Here is a 20,816-nt window from a genome sequence, read left to right as displayed (position 1 = left end):
GAGCCGGTGGCTTAGCCTACCACCTACTTTTCGCCCGGCCCTTTCAGTTTCACGATGCTGTACTGGCCTGCGCTCAAGTGCGAGCGCAGGTCTTTCTTGTCGAACTTGCCCACTGAGGTCTTATCGATTGAGTCCACGAAGGCCCAGTATTCCGGCAGCATCCACTTCGGCAGCTTTGGCCGCAGCTCATCGCGGAGCATTTCCGCGGTCTCTTTGCTCGGTTCAACTTCCGGCATCAGCACCGTAATTGCCAGCGGGCGCTCACCCCACTTTTTATCTGGCATGCCGATAATCGCGCACTCGAGTACCTGTGGGCTTTCCATTACGAAGTTCTCCAGCTGGGCAGAGTAGATCCACTCGCCACCAGAGCGAATGACATCGCGAGCACGGTCATGAATAGTCAGGTAGCCGTCGTGAGTAATCGAGCCGACATCGCCAGTGCGTAGCCAGCCGTCCTCGGTGAACTGTTCGCTAGCCTCGTCGACCTCCGCACCGCGGAAGAAGTGAGCGGTGCCTCCAGCTTGAGCCTCCGGAGAGCTGTAGTAGCCTCCGGTGACCGTGTTGCCGCGCACCTGCAGCTCCCCCTGGTTGCGGTCATGCAGGTCGAGCACGCGGTCGTTGTCATCAACAATGCGGAACTGCATGATGTCCGGGAAACGCCCTTGGCTGACACGGTAGCGTTCGCGGGCCTCACCGGAGGCTCCGTACGGAGGGCGTGCCACGGTACCGATAGGCGAAGTCTCGGTCATGCCCCAGAAGTGGATGACGTCGACACCGTAACGCTCTTCCCATAGTCGAATCAGCGCAGGTGGAACAGGGGACCCGCCCGAGAAAATCTCCTGCAGACTCATGCGCTTCGGAGGATTGCTGAGGTAGTGCGCCATGAGGTTAATCCACAGCGTCGGCACACCCTGAGCTACGCGTGGCATTGAGGATTCGATGATTTCTGCCAGACGTGGCGCGGAGAGGTCCGCGCCGGGGAAAATCAGCGATGCCCCGCACATGAAGGAGGCCAGCGGCACGCCCCAGGACAGGACGTGATAAATGGGCACACAGCACAGCCACGGGTTTCCGTGCGAAATTGAAAAGGAGTCAGTGGTGCGCATATTCAGGCTGTGCAAGTACAGCGAGCGGTGGCTGTAGACGACACCTTTAGGTGCGCCCTCGGTACCCGTCGAGTAGCACATGGCTGCGCCGGAGTTTTCGTCGAGCTCAGGCCAGTCGAAGCGGCTAGGGCGTCCGTCGATGAGTGATTCGTAGGAGTACCACGGGATGCCATCTGGCAGGTGCTCGGCCACGTCGGACAGATCTCCGATACCGATAATGATGACAGCGCGGACGCACGGGCAGTGCGGAAGAACTTCGGCGAGCAGTTCAATCTCGGTCTGGTCCGCGATAATGACCTGGTCATCGGCGTGATTGATAATGTGCACAATCTGATCCGGCATGAGCTGCTTGTTCAGCGGCTGGAATACTGCGCCCATAGAGGCAACGCCGAGGAAGACCTCGAAGTGTTCTGCGCAGTTGTACATCAGGGTAGCGATGCGTTGGTCGCCGTCGATACCGAGCTCATCTCGAAGTGCATGTGCCAGCGCACTTGCGCGCGCGGCGATGGCGGCAAAAGTGGTGGTCTCGGGTCCGTCACTGTTCCAGGAGGTCACCGGAGTCCGACCGTGAATGGTGCGACCGTATTCCACAATCTGAGCGATATTGAGAGGAATATGAGGCATCGTACTGCGCATAAGCTCTACAGTACCGACTCGCAGCCGCGCGACCTAGCGAAACGCAGGTGAGAACTAGTGTTGCTACCTGACTATTTGGTGACTATCCTTGGGCAATAGGTCGTTTTCAATACGCGGTTAGATACGTACTTCTTCATGTACTCCGCATGCCGTTGACCTTCGCTGTTGCTCACACAACGCGATGGCGCAACGTGACATTGAAAACACATAAATCAGTAGTGCGACTACATAGTCTTGCGGTGCTGTGGACCTAAAATTTCCTAACTATCTTCGACCTGGACGCTCGGGTTTGAGATGCGGAAATAATGTAGGCAAGATGCCTCGGTTTAGTTTCAACGTCGAGGCCTTTTGCCTGGCTTTTTCGATAATTTCCCGCCAGCTGCGGATATTTTTCCGCCCGTGGTAAAGGTTCGACGACGGAGCACACGCGGTGGCGGGCAGTAAGAACGAAAAAGTGTCAATGACATAGCCCCTGTAGAGAGTGACTGCAGGGAAGGTCGATGAAAGGACATCCGTGACCGATACGGACACCACTGCCACGGCAGGCGGCCCAGAGAATCTTGCGGCCCTCCGAATGGCAGAACTGCGTGAAATCGCTTCCAGCAAGGGCATTCGCGGCATCTCCGCCATGCGCAAGCATGAGCTGATTGAGGCCATCAAGAATGGTGCCCCGGCTGCTGGTTCCGCGCCTGCTCGGAAATCCCGCGCGAAGAAGGCTGCGGCTGGGGCTGCGGATACCGGTTCCAAGGTGAAGGATGCCAAGGAATCGCCGTCGGAAAGCGCGGACAGGGATTCCAGCAAGAGCGCCGACAAGAGCGACAAGGGCAACGACAAGCGTGACGACGCCAACGCGGATGGTCGCGAGGAGATGTCCCGCTCTCAGCAGCGTCGAAATCGTCGTAACCGTGCTCGTCAGCGCGACCAGGAGAATCAGGACGATCGCAGTAACGATAGCCGCGACGATTCCGATAACGGCAACGACCGCGGTGAGCGTAACGACAATCGTAATGATCGCGGTGATCGCGGTGATCGTAAGGACAACCGCAATGATCGTAATGAACGCGGTGATCGCAACGACCGCAATAACCGCAACGATCGCAACAACCACGATCGAGACAACGACGATGACGGTCGTGGCAACCGCAACAACCGTCGTGGCCGCAACAACAATCGAAATAACGATCGCAACAACCATGACGATGAAGGTCGTGGCAACCGTAACCGCCGCAACCGTCGCAATCGCCGCGACCGTCGCGGACGCGATAACAACGGTGGGGGACACGGTGGTCAGGACGAGATCCGTGAGGATGACGTTCTTCAGCCGGTGGCTGGCATCGTCGATGTGCTAGATAACAAGACCGCATTCGTGCGCACGTCCGGCTACCTGCCGGGCTCTAACGATGTGCTGGTGTCCGCGCAAATGGTTCGTAAGTACGGCCTGCGCAAGGGCGATGCCGTCACGGGGCAGGTCCGCATGCCGCGCGAGAATGGCTCAGGCCAGGTCACTCATGGCAACGGCCGTAATCGTCGCAAGTACAACCCGCTGGTCAAGGTCGAAACCATAAACGGCCTCGATCTGGAGCAGGCAAAGCAGCGCCCGAACTTCGCTAAGCTCACTCCGCTGTACCCGAACCGTCGTCTGCGTCTGGAGACCGAGCAGAAGATCCTCACCACTCGCGTCATCGACCTGATTATGCCGATTGGTAAGGGGCAGCGTGCGCTCATCGTTTCGCCGCCAAAGGCTGGTAAGACCACGATCCTGCAGAACATCGCGAACGCTATCGCGACGAACAATCCCGAGTGCTACATGATGGTCGTGCTTGTCGACGAGCGCCCGGAGGAAGTCACCGACATGCAGCGTAGTGTCCGTGGCGAGGTCATTGCCTCCACCTTCGATCGCCCGCCGTCAGATCACACAGCAGTGGCCGAGTTGGCTATCGAGCGCGCAAAGCGTCTGGTGGAACAGGGGCAGGACGTCGTCGTACTGCTGGACTCCATTACCCGCCTTGGACGTGCGTACAACAACTCTTCGCCGGCATCGGGACGAATCCTCTCCGGTGGTGTGGACTCCAACGCTCTGTACCCACCGAAGCGCTTCTTGGGTGCTGCTCGAAACATCGAAGAAGGTGGCAGCCTCACCATCATCGCCACCGCGATGGTAGAGACCGGTTCCGCAGGTGACACCGTTATCTTCGAGGAGTTCAAGGGCACCGGTAACGCTGAGCTGAAGCTCGACCGTAAAATCTCCGAGCGCCGCGTGTTCCCGGCAGTGGATGTCAACCCGTCGGGTACTCGTAAGGATGAGCTGCTGCTCAGCACCGAGGAGGCGCGCATTATGCACAAGCTGCGTCGCATCCTCTCCGCGCTGGAGTCGCAGGCTGCTATCGACCTGCTGATTAAGCAGCTGAAGAAGACCCGAAATAACAAGGAATTCCTGATGCAGGTGGCTTCTTCTGCGCCAATGGCCGCCGACGTTGATGTGGATGACATGCTTTAGCTGGGGTTAGCCACAAGGGGCGGTGCCACAGTGCCAGCGGTGCGACAGCGCCACCCCGTCCGAAACCACAGCACCAACCAGCATTTCACCCATCACAATCTGAAGGAATATTCAATGGCTAATCAGGTTTCCGCAGTTGACGACATCCTCTCCGAGTATCACGGGCTCGAGGCTCAGCTGGCTGACCCCGAACTGCACAACGACCCGAAGGCTGCCCGTAAGGTCGGCAAGCGCTTCAATGAGTTGCAGCCGGTCATTCAGACTCACAAGAAGCTGACTGAAGTCCAGGATGACCTGGAGGCAGCGCGCGAGATGGCTTACGAGGACTCCGAGTTTGCAGCTGAGGCTGAGCGTCTCGCTGCCGAGGCAGAGGAGCTCGAGGAGAAGCTCGCTGACCTGCTGGCTCCGCGCGATCCGCACGACAGCGATGACATCGTGATGGAGCTCAAGTCCGGTGCCGGCGGTGAGGAGGCAGCGCTCTTCGCAGGTGAGCTCGCTCGCATGTACCAGCGCTATGCCGAAAAGCACGGCTTTACCACCGAGATCCTCGGCCTGTCCGAGTCTGATCTCGGCGGTGTGAAGGACATGACTATGTCCGTCCGAGCTAAGACTCCGTCCCGCGACGGTGCGTGGAGCGTGTTCAAGTTTGAAGGTGGCGTCCACCGCGTGCAGCGCGTTCCGGTCACCGAATCGCAGGGCCGTATTCAGACGTCCGCCGCTGGTGTTCTGGTTTACCCGGAGCCCGACGAGGTCGAAGACATCCAGATTGATGAGAAGGATCTGCGTGTCGACGTCTACCGCTCCTCCGGTAAGGGCGGTCAGGGTGTTAACACCACGGACTCCGCGGTTCGTCTGACGCACCTGCCGACTGGTTTGGTTGTTACCTGTCAGAAGGAACGCTCTCAGATTCAGAACAAGGCCCGCGCTATGCAGGTCCTTGCTGCTCGACTGCAGCAGATGAAGGAGGAGGAGATCGCCGAGGCCGCCTCTGACCAGCGTAAGTCTCAGGTGCGCAACATGGATCGCTCCGAGCGCATCCGCACTTATAACTTCCCGGAGAACCGCGTGTCCGATCACCGCATCGGTTACAAGGCTCATAACCTGGACTCGGTGCTGGGCGGCGACATGGATGACCTGCTCAAGGCCCTCCACGACGCGGAGCGCGCTGAGCGTCTTGAAGCCGAGTAGTCCCACGCCCGCAGAAAATAGCTCGCCGACGTTACCGGATTCCGTCCGTACTCTCGGCGAGCTGTTTCGCTATGCGCGTCGCACGCTTAACGACGCGGCGCTGGCTTCTCCGGATGCCGACGCGCGGGCGCTATTTGCAGCCGCACTCAATGCGGGACCGGCAGACATCATCTTTCGCGGAGACGAACCGTACACCGATGAGGACGGTCGCAAGCATCTTGCCGAGATTCTGGCCCGCAGAGTGGCTCGTGAGCCACTGCAGCACATCCTCGGTACAGCGCCGATGATGAGCTTGGGACTACAGGTTGGGCCCGGAGTTTTTGTGCCCCGGCCGGAGACGGAACTGCTTGCGCAGTGGGCGATCGATCGAGCCCGTGAACTGGTCGCAAGTGGCGTCGTCAAGCCGAAAATCGTTGACCTGTGTACTGGATCAGGTGCGCTTGCGTTGGTGATTGCCGATGCCGTACCCGAAGCGGCCGTGGTGGCTGTGGAGCTCTCTGAGCGGGCACGGGTGTGGGCTGCGAAGAACATCGAGACGTACGGCGATGGGCGTGTGCGTCTGATTGCTGGCGATGTCACGGATGATCAGCTGATTGATGATGGCGGTGAGCTCGCAGATTGGGTAGGCGAGACCGACATTGTTGTGTCCAACCCTCCATATGTGCCCGAAGACACCGAGGTTACCCCCGAGGTGAGAGCTGATCCGCACTCTGCGGTCTTTGGCGGCGACGATGGGCTAGATGTCATTCGACCTATGATGAACCTAGTGGATGCGCTGGTGCGGTCGGGCGGAGTCATCGGCATTGAGCACGATGACTCTTCGGGAGACGATGTCAGTTCACTGCTGAAGGACACCTGGGATTACGCTGATGTAGAGGTCCGCCGTGACTTTGCAGGCCGTGATCGTTTTACGGTGGGACGCAAGAATTCATCTTAAAAGCAAACTTTGAAGCAGGAGCAAAAATCTGATGAGCAGGATTATGGACTGCAGCACAGATGAAAACCGCGAACGCGCAATTGCAGCAGCAGTAGATGCTGTGAAGGCAGGACGGCTGGTCGTTATGCCTACCGATACCGTCTACGGCCTTGGCTGTGATGCCTTCGATAACCAAGCCGTTGCCTCCTTGCTGCGTGCCAAGCACCGCGGCCCGGATATGCCGGTACCGGTGCTGGTGGGTTCCTGGAACACGATTGAGGGGCTCGTCCGCGAATACTCACCAGCTGCTCGCACGCTGGTGGAGGCTTTCTGGCCGGGCGGACTGTCGCTGGTTGTGAACCAGGCACCGAGCTTGCCGTGGAACCTTGGTGATACTGCGGGTACGGTCATGCTGCGCATGCCGCTGCACCCAATCGCCATCGAGATTCTGCGCCGCACCGGTCCGATGGCAGTGTCCAGTGCGAACATCTCCGGCCAGGCACCGGCCACCAATGCCGTGCGTGCCAAGCAGATGCTCGGTGGGGAAGCGGCTGTATACGTCGACGGCGGCGAAGCCACGATTGGCACCCCATCGACGATTGTCGATATCTCGACTCCAGTGCCGCGGATTCTGCGCGAAGGCGCTGTGTCAGCAGCGGCGGTTGCCGAGGTATTGAGTACTACGCCCGAGCGACTGCTGGGGCAGTAGTCTTGGCTACTTAAAGTCTTTCCTGTTTAGTATCTGCAGCGATTGTGTGGGTGAGTAGTACCTAGTGGCGGTTATGAGCTTATTGGCAGCCCAGTCGGGTGGGGCAGGTGTGCCCATCCGCGAGCTCGCCATGCTCGTTTTAGTTTCCGCTGCTGTCAGCTATTTGCTCACTGGAGTAGTGCGTTATGTGCTGGTTCGCTCGGGCTGGTTGGATGCGCCCCGCACGCGCGATGTCCACGATATTCCGAAGCCCAGGCTCGGAGGCGTGGCGATGTACTCCGGGGTGGTCGCAGCTATCGCCCTTGCCTCGGTGATGCCGGCCCTCAACCGTGGTTTTCCGCCCATGACTCCAGATATGAGGGCAGTTGTGGCGGCCGCGTCGCTCTTGCTAATCGTCGGTATTTGGGATGACCTCTTTGACTTAGATGCCCTCACGAAGTTGGTGGGGCAGGTCGCGGCGGCACTTTTGATGTCATTTATGGGCGTCAACTGGTATCTGCTCTATATCCCTTTTAGTGGCGGTACTACGCTCATTCTCGATCCAATCATGTCCACAGTCTTGACTGTCCTATTTACTGTGGCATTGATTAACGCCTTCAACTTTGTTGACGGCATCGATGGTCTCGCAGCTGGACTCGGCATGATCGCCGCAGCTGCAATCCTTGTCTATTCGATGGTCATGCTCCATGACCAAGGCGGTACTGTCTCTGCCTATCCACCCGCGATGATTTCCGCGTGTCTCCTCGGCGCTTGTCTGGGCTTCTTGCCACACAACTTCGAACCCGCACGCATTTTCATGGGCGATTCCGGCGCCATGATGATCGGTTTGCTGCTCGCTGCTGCATCGGTGTCGGCGTCGGGTCGCATCGCGCCCTCCATGTACGGCACTGCCGACGTCATCGCTCTGATCTCGCCGATTGTGGTCGTCATCGCAGCAATTAGCGTGCCAATGCTCGACCTACTTCTCGCTGTTGTTCGCCGCGTCAGCCAGGGTAAGTCACCCTTCTCGCCCGACAAAATGCATATTCACCACCGCCTCCTGTCGATGGGGCACAGTCATCGCCGTGTGGTGCTAGTGCTTTACCTATGGGTGTCGGTCGTCGCGTACGCCGCCGTTGCCACTACAATTTTCCCCTTTGAATTTGTCGCTCTCACCTTCGGGGTCCTGCTTATCATCGCGGTTGTATTCACCCTCCGTCGTCGCAATGCGCTTGCCGACGACCGTTCAAGGGGAGCGCGTCCCAGAAGTCGTAGTGGGGTCCGGCAGGTTATAAGCCGTCGACGTGGACGCAGAAGGTACAATCTTCGACCGTGACTGAAAAAACAACTCCGGAGCCCGAGTCTAAATACGATGATTCGCGGCGACCGCTGCTGGCTGCTGCTCGCTCGGGCGCAATCGCGCTCGCTGTGATTACCGTGCTTTCGCTGCTGGTCTGGGGTGGCAAAAACGGTATGCCCGGTGTCTGGGGCGTACTCCTTGGAGCGGGCATTAGCGGAAGCTTCGTATTGCTTACCGTTCTAGGCATCCTCTTTACTGCTCGAACTTCGCCGTCCGTTACGCTTGCCGTTGTACTGGGTGGTTGGTTGTTGAAGATTGTCGTACTAATCGGTGTCCTGGTTGTTATTAGAAATCTTGAGTTTTATGACAACATGACTTTCTTCGTCACTGTTGTACTCACTCTGATGGTGACACTCGGTGCAGAAGTGTGGGGAATGTCGCAATCTAACCTCACTTATGTGCAACCAATGAAGGACGAATAGCTCGTTAATAACTTGTTGACCTGCTGAGAGGCTGCAATACGCTTCTAAAACCGCAGGTAATAAGCATATTGTCCAGTTTGTGCAGAAGATGCCACAAATAGAGGCCGAAACCCACAGAGGGGGTCGGCCTCTTTGTTGGATTCGGGGTCGGAAACGCGGGGGTGTACCGGGTGGGGAAAATGAGTCAGAACTGTTATCCTGAGTTTCGGGTAAGACGGCCTGTAGCGAAATAACTATCATTTCCACAGGTACGGTCCCCGTGAGCGCCGTGCTGATGAGCGAATGGAATCCGCGGCGCGACACGTTAAATGACGTCCTTCGCACCGCTTGACAATAGTTCTAGCGGCCCAATCACGGGAGAGAACGCTGAGCGTTACAACACTTGCCGAGATGCGGGGTGAGTTTCACTCACCCAACTTGCAGGAGGAGTATTTCCCGGGTGAACAATTTGGCGACTTCATTCTAGGTGGCAGTGGCGACTGGTACGCCATGGACCGCCTGATGATTGTTCGTCTTTTGATGGCCGTGATCGTCGCCGTGTTCTTCGTCGTCGCAATGCGTCGTCCGAAGCTCGTGCCGACTGGTCTGCAGAACGTTGCGGAGTTGATGCTGGACTTCGTCCGCATCCACATCGCGGAGGAGATTCTGGGTAAGAAGGAGGGGCGTCGTTTCCTTCCGGTTCTGGCCACCATCTTCTTCCTTGTTATCTCGATGAATATTGCGGCTATTATTCCTGGCCTCAATATTTCGCCGAACGCCCGAATCGGTATGCCACTGGTTCTGGCCCTGTTCGCATACGTTGCCTTCATTTACGCGGGCTCGAAGAAGATGGGCTTCTTCAAGTTTGTGAAGTCGGCAGTCGTTATTCCGAACTTGCCACCGGTACTCCACCTCATCGTGGTGCCGATCGAGATTTTCTCCAACTTCGTTCTCCGCCCAGTTACGCTGACCATCCGTCTGATGGCCAACATGCTGGCGGGCCACATGGTTCTAGTCCTGCTTTTCGGTGCCACGAACTTCTTCTTCTGGCAGCTGAATGGTTGGACCGCCCTGTCCGGGTTGACCCTTGTCGCTGCGGTAGCATTTACGCTGTTCGAGATGCTGGTGATTTTCCTGCAGGCATACATCTTTGCCCTGCTGAGCGCCGTCTACATCGAACTGTCGCTGCACGCAGACGAGCACTAACCCATAACTAATGAGGCCGCAACTTCGGCAACAAGGCCTCGCAAATTTAATAGCAAGACCCACTTGACCCACAAAAGCCCCGGGCCTACTTAGAACAATCTTTAATCCGGGGCCATCCTTTAAGAAAGGGAACGGTTCATAATGAACGACGTCATCCTCTCCGCTCAGGACGCTGTCCAGGCTGTCGACACCAACGCTGGCCTGAAGACCATCGGTTACGGTCTGTCCACCCTGGGCCCGGGCCTCGGCATCGGCATCGTCGCCGGCAAGACCGTTGAGGGTATGGCACGCCAGCCTGAGATGGCCGGCCAGCTGCGTACCACCATGTTCCTGGGCATTGCCTTCACTGAGGCTCTCGCCCTAATCGGCCTGGTCGCAGGCTTCGTTTTTGTTTAAGTCCGGACCTCAGGCGGAGAACACGTAAACCATGACAGATTTCACCTTTTTGCTAGCTGCGGGTGACCTCCCGATGGGAGAGTCCATCAACCCGCTGCTGCCAAAGACCTATGACATCGTCTGGTCCGTTGTCCCGCTGGTTATTATCCTGGTTCTCTTCTGGAAGCTCGTTCTTCCGAAGTTCCAGGAGGTCCTGACCGAGCGGGAGGACCGGATTGAGGGCGGCATTGAGCGCGCTGAGGCTGCACAGGCCGAGGCGAAGGCCGCTCTGGAAAAGTACAACAGTCAGCTCGCAGAGGCCCGTACTGAAGCAGCAAAGATTCGCGACGAAGCCCGTGCACAGGGTCAGCGCATCATTGCAGACGCTACGACCAAGGCCAATGACGAGAGCGCACGAATCATCGAGTCCGGTGAAAAGCAGCTCGCTGCCCAGCGTGAGCAGGTAGTCGCAGAGCTGCGCAAGGAAATGGGCCAGAACTCCATCAATCTTGCTGAGCGCCTTCTGGGCGAGCAGCTTTCCGACGACGTTCGTAACTCGTCGACGATTGACAACTTCTTGTCCAACCTTGACACCGTGGCCCCGGCCGGAAAGTAGGCGACATGCACGCAGCAAGCCGCGAATCCCTGGCAGCTCTTAGCCAGCGACTGGACGCCGCTATCGGTGGTGACAATGTCGCTGTTGCTCAGGCTGCTCAGACTGGTTCCGAGCTTTTCGACATCGTCGAGGTCCTGGACTCCGACCGCGGCCTGCGTGTCGCTGTCGCCGACACCTCGGCGACTGCGGAACAGCGTTCCGGCCTTGTCCGGAGCCTGTTCGCGGGCAAGGTATCTGAGACGACTCTTAACCTCGTCGTGGATGCTGCCGCGCAGGTATGGTCCACCCCGCGTGAAATGCGTGAGGGTTTGGTAGAGCTGGGCCGTCGAGCCCTACTTCGCTCTGCCGAAGGCCAGGGACAGCTTGAGACTGTTGAGTCTGAGCTGTTCCAACTGGGACACATCCTGGCTGAGCAGTCGCAGCTTGAACAGCTGCTGGCCGACAAGGCCGCAACCCCCGAAGCCAAGCGTGGGCTCCTTGCCTCTGTGCTGTACGGCAAGGTCACTTCCGTGACCGAGACCCTGGCACTGCAGGCTGTTGGTCGCCCATCCAAGCGCCCCGCGGACGACATTGACTCCCTGTCCCGGCTAGCCGCCGGCCTGCGGAACCACGTCGTCGCTCGCGTGACCAGTGCCACTGCCGTCTCTGACGAGCAAGAGCGAGCACTGGCGGACAAGCTCGGCCGAGTCTACGGCAAGGCGATGTCCATCCACACCGTGATCGACAACTCGATTCTCGGTGGACTGGTCATCCGGGTTGGCGACGAGGTCATCGACGGTAGCCTTTCAACAAAGCTTGAGAAGCTGCGCGTCGGCCTCGGCTGACGGATGGTTTAGACGATTAATCACTGGAAGAATATTACCGAGAGCAGGAAGAACATGGCGGAGCTGACGATCTCCTCCGACGAGATCCGTAGCGCGATTGCGAACTACACCTCGAGCTACTCCCCGGAGGCCTCCCGCGAGGAGGTTGGCGTTGTTATCAGTGCAGCTGATGGTATCGCCCAGGTTTCGGGAATGCCGTCGGTCATGACGAATGAGCTTCTGGAGTTCCCGGGCGGCGTTATTGGCGTCGCTCAGAACCTCGACACCGACAAGGTCGGCGTTGTGGTGCTGGGTAACTTCGAGTCGCTTAAAGAGGGTGACGAGGTAAAGCGGACGGGTGACGTCCTTTCGATTCCGGTCGGGGACAAGTTCCTCGGTCGCGTAATTAACCCCCTGGGCCAGCCGATTGACGGCCTGGGCGACATTGAGGCTGAAGAGGACCGCGTCCTCGAGCTGCAGGCACCGACCGTGCTGCAGCGTCAGCCGGTTGAAGAGCCGATGGCTACTGGTATTAAGGCCATCGACGCAATGACCCCAATTGGTCGTGGTCAGCGTCAGCTGATCATTGGTGACCGTAAGACCGGTAAGACCGCGGTCTGCCTGGACACCATTTTGAACCAGAAGGCTAACTGGGAGTCCGGTGACCCGAGCAAGCAGGTGCGATGCATCTACGTTGCTATCGGTCAAAAGGGCTCCACCATTGCTGGTGTGCGCCAGACCCTCGAGGAGCAGGGCGCACTCGAGTACACCACCATCGTTGCTGCCCCGGCGTCGGATGCCGCAGGCTTCAAGTGGCTTGCACCATTCGCAGGCGCCGCACTGGGTCAGCACTGGATGTACCAGGGCAAGCACGTCCTGGTCATCTACGATGATCTGACTAAGCAGGCAGAGGCCTACCGTGCCATCTCGCTGCTGCTGCGTCGCCCGCCGGGACGCGAAGCTTACCCGGGTGACGTCTTCTACCTCCACTCCCGTCTGCTGGAGCGTGCTGCAAAGCTCTCCGACGACATGGGTGCAGGCTCGCTGACCGCACTGCCGATCATCGAGACCAAGGCAAACGACGTGTCGGCCTTCATTCCGACCAACGTCATTTCCATTACCGACGGCCAGGTCTTCCTCGAGTCCGACCTCTTCAACCAGGGTGTCCGCCCGGCTATTAACGTCGGTGTGTCGGTTTCCCGTGTTGGTGGTGCCGCTCAGACCAAGGGCATGAAGAAGGTTTCCGGTAACCTGCGTCTGGACCTCGCGTCCTACCGCGACCTGGAAGCATTCGCAATGTTCGCATCCGACCTGGACGATGCCTCCAAGCGTCAGCTGGAGCGCGGTCAGCGTCTGGTTGAGCTGCTGAAGCAGAAGGAAAACCACCCGCAGCCGGTCGAGTACCAGATGACCTCCATCTACCTCGCTGGTGAGGGCGAATTCGACGATGTCCCCGTTGAGGATGTCCGTCGCTTCGAGGCCGAGCTGCTTGAGCACCTGCAGGACACTCAGCCTGCAGTCTTCGAGCAGATTGACGGCGGCGTTGCCTTCTCTGACGAGTCCAAGGCTGCTCTGAAGTCCGCTACCGCTAACTTCAAGAAGTCCTTCCAGACTTCTGAGGGTGCACCGCTGGCTTCCGAGGCTCCGGTCGAGGCACTCGACGAGGGCGAGCTCAAGAAGCAGCAGATTACGGTCTCCCGCAAGACTGCCCAGAACTAGGCAGGTTGAGCTACTCAATGACCGTTTTCGCAATTGAAGGGAGGGAATAGGACATGGCGAATCTTCGTGAACTTCGAGCCCGAATCAAGTCGGTGAACTCGACAAAGAAGATCACCAAGGCCCAGGAGCTTATCGCAACCTCGCGCATTACTAAGGCGCAGCGTCGCGTAGCAGACTCCCAGCCGTACGCCGACGAAATCGAGAAGGTCATCGGACGTCTCGCATCGGCTTCGTCGTTGGATCACCCGATGCTCGTAGAGCGTGAGGGTAACCAGCGTGTTGCAGTCCTGGTTGTCACCAGTGACCGCGGCATGTGTGGCGGCTACAACCACAACGTCCTGAAGAAAGCTGCAGAGCTGCGTACCGCTCTGGAAGAGCAGGGGCATGAGGTCGTTCTCTACGTGACTGGCCGTAAGGGCACCGACTACTACGACTTCCGTGGTGTTGAGCTCGCCGGTACGTGGGAGGGCTTCTCCCAGGATCCGGACTACGCCGCAACCCACGACGTGCGTCGTCACCTCATTGATGGTTTCAACGCTACGGCCGAGGGCACTGCCAAGTACCGCGAAGGCCTGCGTGGCACCAACGGCGAGGCCGTTCAGGGCTTCGACCAGGTCCACGTTGTCTACACGGAATTCGTGTCGATGCTTTCTCAGATTCCGCGTGCACATCAGATGCTCCCGATTGAGCCTGTGTACGAGGATGTCGAGATTGCTCAGGGCGAGGACATGCTGTCCGATGGATCAGATGACCTCAAGCCGGACTATGAATTCGAGCCTGATGCAGACACCCTGTTGGCAGAGCTTCTGCCGCAGTACGTGTCCCGCACCCTGTTCGCAGTGATGCTCGAGGCCGCTGCCTCTGAGTCCGCTGCCCGTCGTAACGCTATGAAGTCTGCGACGGACAACGCTACCGAGCTGGTCAAGGACCTCTCGCGTGTTGCTAACCAGGCACGTCAGGCACAGATTACCCAGGAAATCACAGAAATCGTCGGTGGCGCCGGTGCGCTCGACGACAGCGGAGAAAGTGACTAGATATGAGCACAGCTCTAAGTGAGCAGAACACCACCACGGCTGTGGGCCGTGTTGTGCGTGTCATCGGTGCCGTCGTCGACGTGGAGTTCCCGCGTAACGAACTGCCGGCACTTTACAACGCGCTGACCGTGGAAGTTTCCCTTCCTTCGGTCGCCAAGACCATTGTCCTCGAGACTGCACAGCACCTCGGTGACAACATGGTTCGTACCATTGCTATGGCTCCGACCGACGGCCTGGTCCGCGGTGCAGAGGTCAAGGACACCGGTAAGCCGATTTCGGTTCCGGTTGGTGACGTCGTCAAGGGTCACGTCTTTAACGCAATGGGCGACTGCCTGGACGAGCCGGGCCTGGGTCGCGATGGTGAGCAGTGGGGCATCCACCGTGAGCCGCCGGCCTTCGACCAGCTCGAGGGTAAGACCGAGATTCTCGAAACCGGTATTAAGGTCATCGACCTGCTGACCCCGTACGTTAAGGGCGGCAAGATTGGTCTGTTCGGCGGTGCCGGTGTCGGTAAGACCGTTCTGATCCAGGAGATGATTACGCGTATTGCACGCGAGTTCTCCGGTACTTCGGTCTTCGCCGGTGTTGGTGAGCGTACCCGTGAGGGCACCGACCTCTTCCTGGAAATGGAAGAGATGGGCGTTCTCCAGGACACCGCCCTCGTCTTCGGCCAGATGGACGAGCCTCCGGGAGTCCGTATGCGCGTCGCGCTGTCGGGTCTGACCATGGCAGAGTACTTCCGCGATGTTCAGCACCAGGACGTGCTGCTCTTCATTGACAACATCTTCCGTTTCACCCAGGCCGGTTCTGAGGTTTCGACCCTGCTGGGTCGTATGCCTTCCGCCGTGGGCTACCAGCCGACCCTGGCTGACGAGATGGGTGTTCTGCAGGAGCGCATTACGTCCACCAAGGGCCGTTCGATTACCTCTCTGCAGGCCGTCTACGTGCCTGCCGATGACTACACCGACCCGGCTCCGGCAACGACCTTCGCCCACCTCGATGCAACCACCGAGCTCGACCGCTCAATTGCATCGAAGGGTATTTACCCGGCAGTGAACCCGCTGACTTCGACTTCTCGTATCCTCGAGCCGTCGATCGTCGGCGAGGAGCACTACCGCGTTGCCCAGCAGGTTATTAACATCCTGCAGAAGAACAAGGAACTCCAGGACATCATCGCCATCCTCGGTATGGACGAGCTGTCTGAGGAGGACAAGGTGACCGTGCAGCGTGCACGTCGTATCCAGCGATTCTTGGGTCAGAACTTCTTCGTTGCTGAGAAGTTCACGGGTCTGCCTGGTTCGTACGTCCCGCTGAAGGACACCATTGTTGCCTTCGACCGCATCTGCAAGGGTGACTTCGACAATTACCCGGAGATGGCCTTCGACGGCCTGGGTGGCCTCGACGATGTCGAGAAGAAGTACGCTGAAATGCAGAAGAAGTAAGGGGCATCCTCATGGCTGAAATCACCGCTGAACTGGTTGCCGTTGAGCGACCGCTCTGGAAGGGCAAGGCCACCTTGGTCTCTGCCCAGACCACCGAGGGTGAGATCGGCGTGCTGCCCGGACACCAGCCGTTGCTTGGCCAGCTGGTCAACAACGGCACGGTGACCATCAAGACCGCAGACGGCAAGGTTCTTGTCGCTTCGGTACAGGGTGGGTTCATTTCCGTGTCTACCTCGAAGGTTTCGATCCTCGCGGATAAGGCAATCTGGGCTGACGAGGTTAACCTCTCCGAGGCCGAGTCCAACCTGACTTCGGATGACCCTGCAGTAAAGGCACAGGCTGAGTCGGAGGTCCGCGCGGCTCGTCGCGCTTCCACCAACTAGTCTTTTCGCCTGAACATCCGGTCGCACGACCGTATTCTTCCTGCTTCTTTAAACGGGGCGGGGAGCTCGCAAGAGAAATCTTGCCAGCTTCCCGCCCCGTTTTTCTTAGTTATTTTTCATGTCAGTGCAACAATCGGGTAGGGTTTGTAAAAAGCCTCTAAAGCGCTTTTGAACCAAGGTTCGTCGTCTATTCACCCGGATGCGAGGCTGGCAGATAGTGTTTTCAAGCGTAACCATGATGTCAATCATGTTCATGATTATCGGTGCGATGTTGATCGTCGGCGGGGTCCTTGCCCTGTGGCGTTTCGCCAGCCTGCATGCAAAAGGTACTCCTGTTATTGCTCGTCGCCTTCCTGCAGGTGATGGCAGTCATTGGCGCCATGGTGTCATTGTTTATTCAGAGTCGACGTTGAAGATGTACAAGCTACGTTCGCTGCGTCCTGGCTGTGATGCCGAATTTGCCCGTCACGATGTCACTATTGTGGATCGCCGAGATCCGACTGACATCGAGGCGGGTTTTTTCGCGCCCGGGCTTCGGGTAGTCAGGATTAAAGCGGGGAAAAATACCGAATGGGAGTTTGCCGTGGACTCGTCCTCGGACACTGCGCTGGTGGCGTGGGTGGAGTCGAAGCCGTCGTCACGCCAGACTCGTGAGTTTCCTACAGATATTGAGCGACGCTTCCGTTCGGCTTATAACCGTGGCCGGGGAAGTCAGTACTAGTCTCTTACGACAGGCTATTGCTAAGGCTCTAGTGGGTATTGTTTTCTCCCGCGCGGCAGTCACGTTAGGGTAGGGGAATGCGCCTTGTGATTGCTGAATGCACTGTTGACTATGTCGGTCGCTTGAATGCCCATCTGCCTCATGCCCCGCGCTTGCTGTTGGTGAAAGCAGATGGGTCAGTTTCTGTGCATGCCGACGACCGTGCATATAAGCCTCTGAACTGGATGACACCGCCGTGCACGCTGACGGAGAAGGATATTCTCGACGAGTCGGGGGAAGACACTGGTGAAAAGCTCTGGGTCGTTGAGAATAAGAAGGGCGAGCAACTTCGTATCACTATCGGCAAGGTGCTGGCTGATAGCACGTACGAACTGGGAGAGGACCCTGGCCTGGAGAAGGACGGGGTAGAAGCGCATCTACAGGAACTCCTTGCAGATCAGTTCACAACGTTTGGCGAGGGCTACACCCTGATTAGGCGCGAATACCCAACCCCGATCGGACCGGTGGATCTGCTTGGCCGCGATGAAAACGGCGCCACCGTTGCAGTCGAGGTTAAGCGTCGGGGCGGTATCGATGGTGTTGAGCAGCTAACCCGTTACTTGGAGATGCTGAACCGCGATGAGCTGCTGGCACCGGTGGAAGGGATTTTTGCTGCCCAGGAGATTAAGCCACAGGCCAAGACTCTGGCAGAGGATCGTGGGATTCGCTGTGTGACCGTGGATTACGACGCCCTGCGTGGCCTGGAGTCCAATGAATTGCGGTTGTTCTAGCCATGCCTAGGCGAAACCACAAGCGGCGCGGTAATCAACGAGGTAATCAACGCGGCGGGCGTAATAACCACGGCCAGAATCGCGGCAGCCTGCCCGCATTTGGCAGTTCTTTCCAAAACACTCGCACTGAATCTGGGCCTGCCGGTTGGCAGGACGTGGACTTTGCGGTGCGTAACATCAGCGCTGGCCAGTCGAACAAGGTTTATCGCTGTCCGGGGTGCGACCAGGAAATCATGCCCGGGACCTCGCACATCGTGGCATGGCCGCAGGATTATGGTGCAGGCGCCGATGACCGGCGCCATTGGCACACCAACTGCTGGCGCAATAGAGCTCACCGCACTATCACGCGCCGCTGGGGATAGATTTACTTAGCCGGCTCAACGAGCTCCAGCAGGACGCCACCGGCATCCTTCGGGTGGATGAAGTTGATGCGCGAACCTGCGGTACCGATCTTCGGCTCCGGGTACAGCACCCGGGTGCCCTGCTCCTTCAGGTGCGCCATCAGCGCCTCCAGATCAGTGACACGAACTGCGTACTGCTGGATTCCTGGACCCTTCTTGTCCAGGTACTTTGCAATCGTGGACTGGTCATTCAGTGGCGCGAGAATCTGAACCAGAGTGCCACCTTCAACCTTGTCGGCCGGGCCGACCATGGCCTCGTGGACACCCTGCTCTTCATTGACTTCATCGTGGTAGTTGATGAAACCAAGGTTTGCGCGGTACCACTCAATAGCGGCATCAAAATCCGGGACTGCGACGCCGACGTGATCAACAGCGACTACGTACTTATGGGGAACGGGAATCTGTGTCTCACTCATAGTTTCCAGGGTACTCGCTATTATCGGCGCCATGATTGTCGCATTTTCTGTTGCCCCCACTTTCTCCGATCCTGAGCAGGGAATGGCTGAGGCCGTTGCTGAAGCCGTGCGTGTTGTGCGCGAATCTGGCCTGCCCAACGAGACCAATGCCATGTTCACCCTTGTTGAAGGCGAATGGGATGAGGTGATGGATGTCATTAAGCGAGCCACGGAAGCAGTCAGCCGTGTCAGTCCGCGTACTTCTCTGGTCATCAAAGCGGACATTCGCAACGGATACACCGGGCAGCTGCGTGCGAAAGTGGATGCGGTCGAGGATGCGCTGAAAGCCACCGACTAGTCTCTTGTTCGGATTGGACACGTAGGCTCTACATAGGTCTTTACATAGGCTTTACGACGACACTGGAGAGGAACCCCTTTGACGATGCCAGCTGGACATGGTCACGCACATGGCCATTCTCATGGTCACTCGCATGGAGCACACGGTCACCGCGAGTGCTCGACCCCGCCACCACCGCCCGGTACGGTTGATTTGGAGCAGCTCCACCAGCGCGCCGAAGCCGAACGTAAGCGCCGAGAGGAGATCGAGCGGGCAACCAGTGATCAGGGAGACGGGCTTCCTCCTGTGGTGGAGATTGCCCCGCAGACCCTTGAGGCAGAAGTCGTTCTGCGCTCGGAGCAGGTACCGGTAATTGTCTTAATCGGCATGGCGGGAGCAGCTGATTCGCTACGTCTTCGGGCTGAGCTAGAAGGCATGGCCCGTGAGGCCAATTTGAACTGGATTCTGGCGTGGGCGGATGCTGAGGAGCATCCGCAGCTGGCCCAGGCATTCGGTGTGCAGGCAGTGCCGACAGTCACGGCCGTGGCTATGGGCAGTCCCATTGGCATGTTTGTAGGCGAGAAAACCAGGGATTGGCTGGAGCAGTGGCTGGCGCAGGTTATGGAGGCCACTCGGGGGCGTCTCAAGGGGTTGCCGGCGGGAACTCGTATGGCTGGGGAGGGCAGCGAGCCGGAGGCTCCCGAGCCGACTGACTTCTTCGGCAATCCCGTACCCACCGATGACCCGCGTTTGGAGCAGGCCGAAGAGTTGCTCGAGGAGGGCAATTTCGACGGGGCGTTGGAGTTGTATGACGCTATGCTGCAGTCCGAGCCCGCAAATCAGGTTCTGAAGCGCGCTCACGCGAATGTGTCCTTCTTCGCCCGCGCTGCCAAAATTGATCGCAGTGCAGATCCAATGGCAAAAGCCGACGCAGCGCCGAAGGACGTCGCGCTCGCCCTCGATGCCGCGGATGTCACGATGCTTGTCGACGATCCAGCGAAGGCGCTCGATCGTTTGTTGAAGTTGCTCCCGCAGGTGTTTGGCGATGACCGTGAGGCCATCAAGTCGCGTCTACTAGAGCTGCTTGTGCTATTCGATACCGCAGATCCAGTGGCATTGGATGCACGCCGGAGGATGGCTAGCGCACTGTACTAGGAGTACTGGACTAGGGGCACTGTACTAGGAGCCTGGAAAGCGCTCAGGCTCCTAGCTAGAAGCGTCGGTGTACGGCCAGGCATCCGGAGCCATGAAGTAGTAGACGCTGCCCATTACAGCGGCCATAAACGCCATCAGCAACAGGAAAAGCGTTGCTTTCATTGCCACATGGCGCTGCGCATACCAGGCGTAAAAGGCGTCCAATTTTGCTGCCAACCAGATGTTCAGGCGACGTGTCGGTGGGTGGACCAACGAGAGAATTCCCAGTGCAACAAAGATGCAGAGCCATCCGGGGGCAGGAGTTGGCAAAATGATAATGCCAACAATGAGCAGTGCGAAGCCTGCGACGAGAAGAACTGGGGAGAGCACCGGTCCGTACCAGGTGTTACGCATATGGGCATGGCGAATCTGCATGCGGTCCATCAAGCGATGTACCTTTTCTTCCATTGCGATTCACTTCCTCCGATTTTCGGTGCCGTGTAGTACTCCTAGCAGCGGTCTCAAAACAAGGCATCGTTGACACAACAAACATCAAATGTGCAGTTCAACTGCCTGGGTGCACCGTTGGACATTGACTATTTTTAATCATGTCTATATTTAATCCATTGTTGCACAAAAGTTGCGCCCCAGTGCAACGAGATTTTTCGGAAGGTGGTAATCTTCCAAC

General features: G+C 58.1%; 21 protein-coding genes. 18 read left to right on the top strand and 3 right to left on the bottom strand.

Going from position 1 to position 20,816, the window contains the following annotated elements; translation table 11 throughout:
- Positions 1-23: 23 nt before the first annotated feature.
- Complete coding sequence (locus HMPREF3011_RS06760) at positions 24-1,742, bottom strand: long-chain fatty-acid--CoA ligase (protein WP_038628455.1); 1,719 nt, start codon at positions 1,740-1,742, stop codon at positions 24-26.
- Between the two features lie 514 nt (positions 1,743-2,256).
- Between HMPREF3011_RS06760 and rho the strand changes: the two genes are divergently transcribed.
- From rho to nucS, 16 genes are all read left to right on the top strand, one after another.
- The gene (gene rho / locus HMPREF3011_RS06755; RefSeq protein WP_038628456.1) at positions 2,257-4,239 is read left to right on the top strand and encodes a transcription termination factor Rho; all 1,983 of its coding nucleotides are present in this window, start codon (positions 2,257-2,259) and stop codon (positions 4,237-4,239) included.
- 114 nt (positions 4,240-4,353) lie between these two features.
- Positions 4,354-5,427 (top strand): peptide chain release factor 1, encoded by a 1,074-nt coding sequence (prfA, locus tag HMPREF3011_RS06750; protein WP_038628459.1) that lies wholly within the window; start codon positions 4,354-4,356, stop codon positions 5,425-5,427.
- Entirely contained in the window at positions 5,414-6,364 is a 951-nt protein-coding gene (gene prmC, locus HMPREF3011_RS06745; RefSeq protein WP_070841314.1) for a peptide chain release factor N(5)-glutamine methyltransferase, read from the top strand. Before prfA ends, prmC begins: the two co-directional genes overlap by 14 nt.
- A 31-nt stretch (positions 6,365-6,395) precedes the next feature.
- Positions 6,396-7,052: an L-threonylcarbamoyladenylate synthase gene (locus HMPREF3011_RS06740; RefSeq protein WP_005509411.1), complete on the top strand. Its 657-nt coding sequence runs from the start codon at positions 6,396-6,398 to the stop codon at positions 7,050-7,052.
- Positions 7,053-7,134: 82 nt separating this feature from the next.
- Positions 7,135-8,367, top strand: coding sequence for an MraY family glycosyltransferase (locus HMPREF3011_RS06735; protein ID WP_246821549.1), 1,233 nt, complete (start codon positions 7,135-7,137; stop codon positions 8,365-8,367).
- A complete protein-coding gene (locus tag HMPREF3011_RS06730; protein WP_005509564.1) occupies positions 8,364-8,813 on the top strand; it encodes a Cg1360 family ATP-synthase-associated protein in 450 nt (149 codons plus the stop codon). Before HMPREF3011_RS06735 ends, HMPREF3011_RS06730 begins: the two co-directional genes overlap by 4 nt.
- A 390-nt stretch (positions 8,814-9,203) precedes the next feature.
- Complete coding sequence (gene atpB / locus HMPREF3011_RS06725; protein ID WP_016422455.1) at positions 9,204-9,998, top strand: F0F1 ATP synthase subunit A; 795 nt, start codon at positions 9,204-9,206, stop codon at positions 9,996-9,998.
- Between the two features lie 141 nt (positions 9,999-10,139).
- The gene (locus HMPREF3011_RS06720) at positions 10,140-10,394 is read left to right on the top strand and encodes an ATP synthase F0 subunit C (RefSeq protein WP_005509463.1); all 255 of its coding nucleotides are present in this window, start codon (positions 10,140-10,142) and stop codon (positions 10,392-10,394) included.
- Between the two features lie 31 nt (positions 10,395-10,425).
- A complete protein-coding gene (locus HMPREF3011_RS06715; protein WP_070841313.1) occupies positions 10,426-10,989 on the top strand; it encodes a F0F1 ATP synthase subunit B in 564 nt (187 codons plus the stop codon).
- A 5-nt stretch (positions 10,990-10,994) separates the two neighbouring features.
- Entirely contained in the window at positions 10,995-11,813 is an 819-nt protein-coding gene (locus HMPREF3011_RS06710; RefSeq protein ID WP_070841312.1) for a F0F1 ATP synthase subunit delta, read from the top strand.
- 54 nt (positions 11,814-11,867) lie between these two features.
- Entirely contained in the window at positions 11,868-13,511 is a 1,644-nt protein-coding gene (atpA, locus tag HMPREF3011_RS06705) for a F0F1 ATP synthase subunit alpha (protein WP_005509387.1), read from the top strand.
- A gap of 53 nt (positions 13,512-13,564) precedes the next feature.
- Positions 13,565-14,545 (top strand): F0F1 ATP synthase subunit gamma, encoded by a 981-nt coding sequence (locus HMPREF3011_RS06700; protein WP_038628474.1) that lies wholly within the window; start codon positions 13,565-13,567, stop codon positions 14,543-14,545.
- A 2-nt stretch (positions 14,546-14,547) separates the two neighbouring features.
- Positions 14,548-15,987, top strand: coding sequence for a F0F1 ATP synthase subunit beta (gene atpD, locus HMPREF3011_RS06695; protein ID WP_038628477.1), 1,440 nt, complete (start codon positions 14,548-14,550; stop codon positions 15,985-15,987).
- An 11-nt stretch (positions 15,988-15,998) separates the two neighbouring features.
- On the top strand, positions 15,999-16,370 hold the full coding sequence (locus HMPREF3011_RS06690; protein ID WP_016422459.1) for a F0F1 ATP synthase subunit epsilon: 372 nt from the start codon (positions 15,999-16,001) through the stop codon (positions 16,368-16,370).
- A 217-nt stretch (positions 16,371-16,587) separates the two neighbouring features.
- Positions 16,588-17,091, top strand: coding sequence for a DUF2550 domain-containing protein (locus HMPREF3011_RS06685; RefSeq protein WP_070841311.1), 504 nt, complete (start codon positions 16,588-16,590; stop codon positions 17,089-17,091).
- A gap of 77 nt (positions 17,092-17,168) precedes the next feature.
- On the top strand, positions 17,169-17,861 hold the full coding sequence (nucS, locus tag HMPREF3011_RS06680) for an endonuclease NucS (protein WP_005509457.1): 693 nt from the start codon (positions 17,169-17,171) through the stop codon (positions 17,859-17,861).
- Between the two features lie 364 nt (positions 17,862-18,225).
- Here nucS and mce read toward each other — a convergent pair whose 3' ends face one another.
- Entirely contained in the window at positions 18,226-18,678 is a 453-nt protein-coding gene (mce, locus tag HMPREF3011_RS06675; RefSeq protein ID WP_005509354.1) for a methylmalonyl-CoA epimerase, read from the bottom strand.
- Positions 18,679-18,709: 31 nt separating this feature from the next.
- On the opposite strand from mce, the gene HMPREF3011_RS06670 reads away from it, so the two are divergent.
- Both HMPREF3011_RS06670 and HMPREF3011_RS06665 read left to right on the top strand, forming a co-directional pair.
- Positions 18,710-19,015 carry a thiamine-binding protein gene (locus HMPREF3011_RS06670; protein WP_049172056.1) on the top strand — a complete coding sequence of 102 codons (306 nt, stop codon included), beginning with the start codon at positions 18,710-18,712 and terminating at the stop codon, positions 19,013-19,015.
- Between the two features lie 84 nt (positions 19,016-19,099).
- Entirely contained in the window at positions 19,100-20,149 is a 1,050-nt protein-coding gene (locus HMPREF3011_RS06665; RefSeq protein WP_070841310.1) for a co-chaperone YbbN, read from the top strand.
- 51 nt (positions 20,150-20,200) lie between these two features.
- On the opposite strand, the gene HMPREF3011_RS06660 is transcribed toward HMPREF3011_RS06665, so the two are convergent.
- Complete coding sequence (locus tag HMPREF3011_RS06660) at positions 20,201-20,596, bottom strand: TIGR02611 family protein (protein ID WP_038628495.1); 396 nt, start codon at positions 20,594-20,596, stop codon at positions 20,201-20,203.
- Positions 20,597-20,816 lie beyond the last annotated feature (220 nt).

The sequence above is a fragment of the Corynebacterium sp. HMSC074C04 genome, from assembly GCF_001838295.1.
Classification (GTDB): Bacteria; Actinomycetota; Actinomycetes; order Mycobacteriales; family Mycobacteriaceae; genus Corynebacterium; species Corynebacterium amycolatum.
Note: the sequence above shows the minus strand (reverse complement) of the source record. Positions and strands in the feature narration are given on the sequence as shown.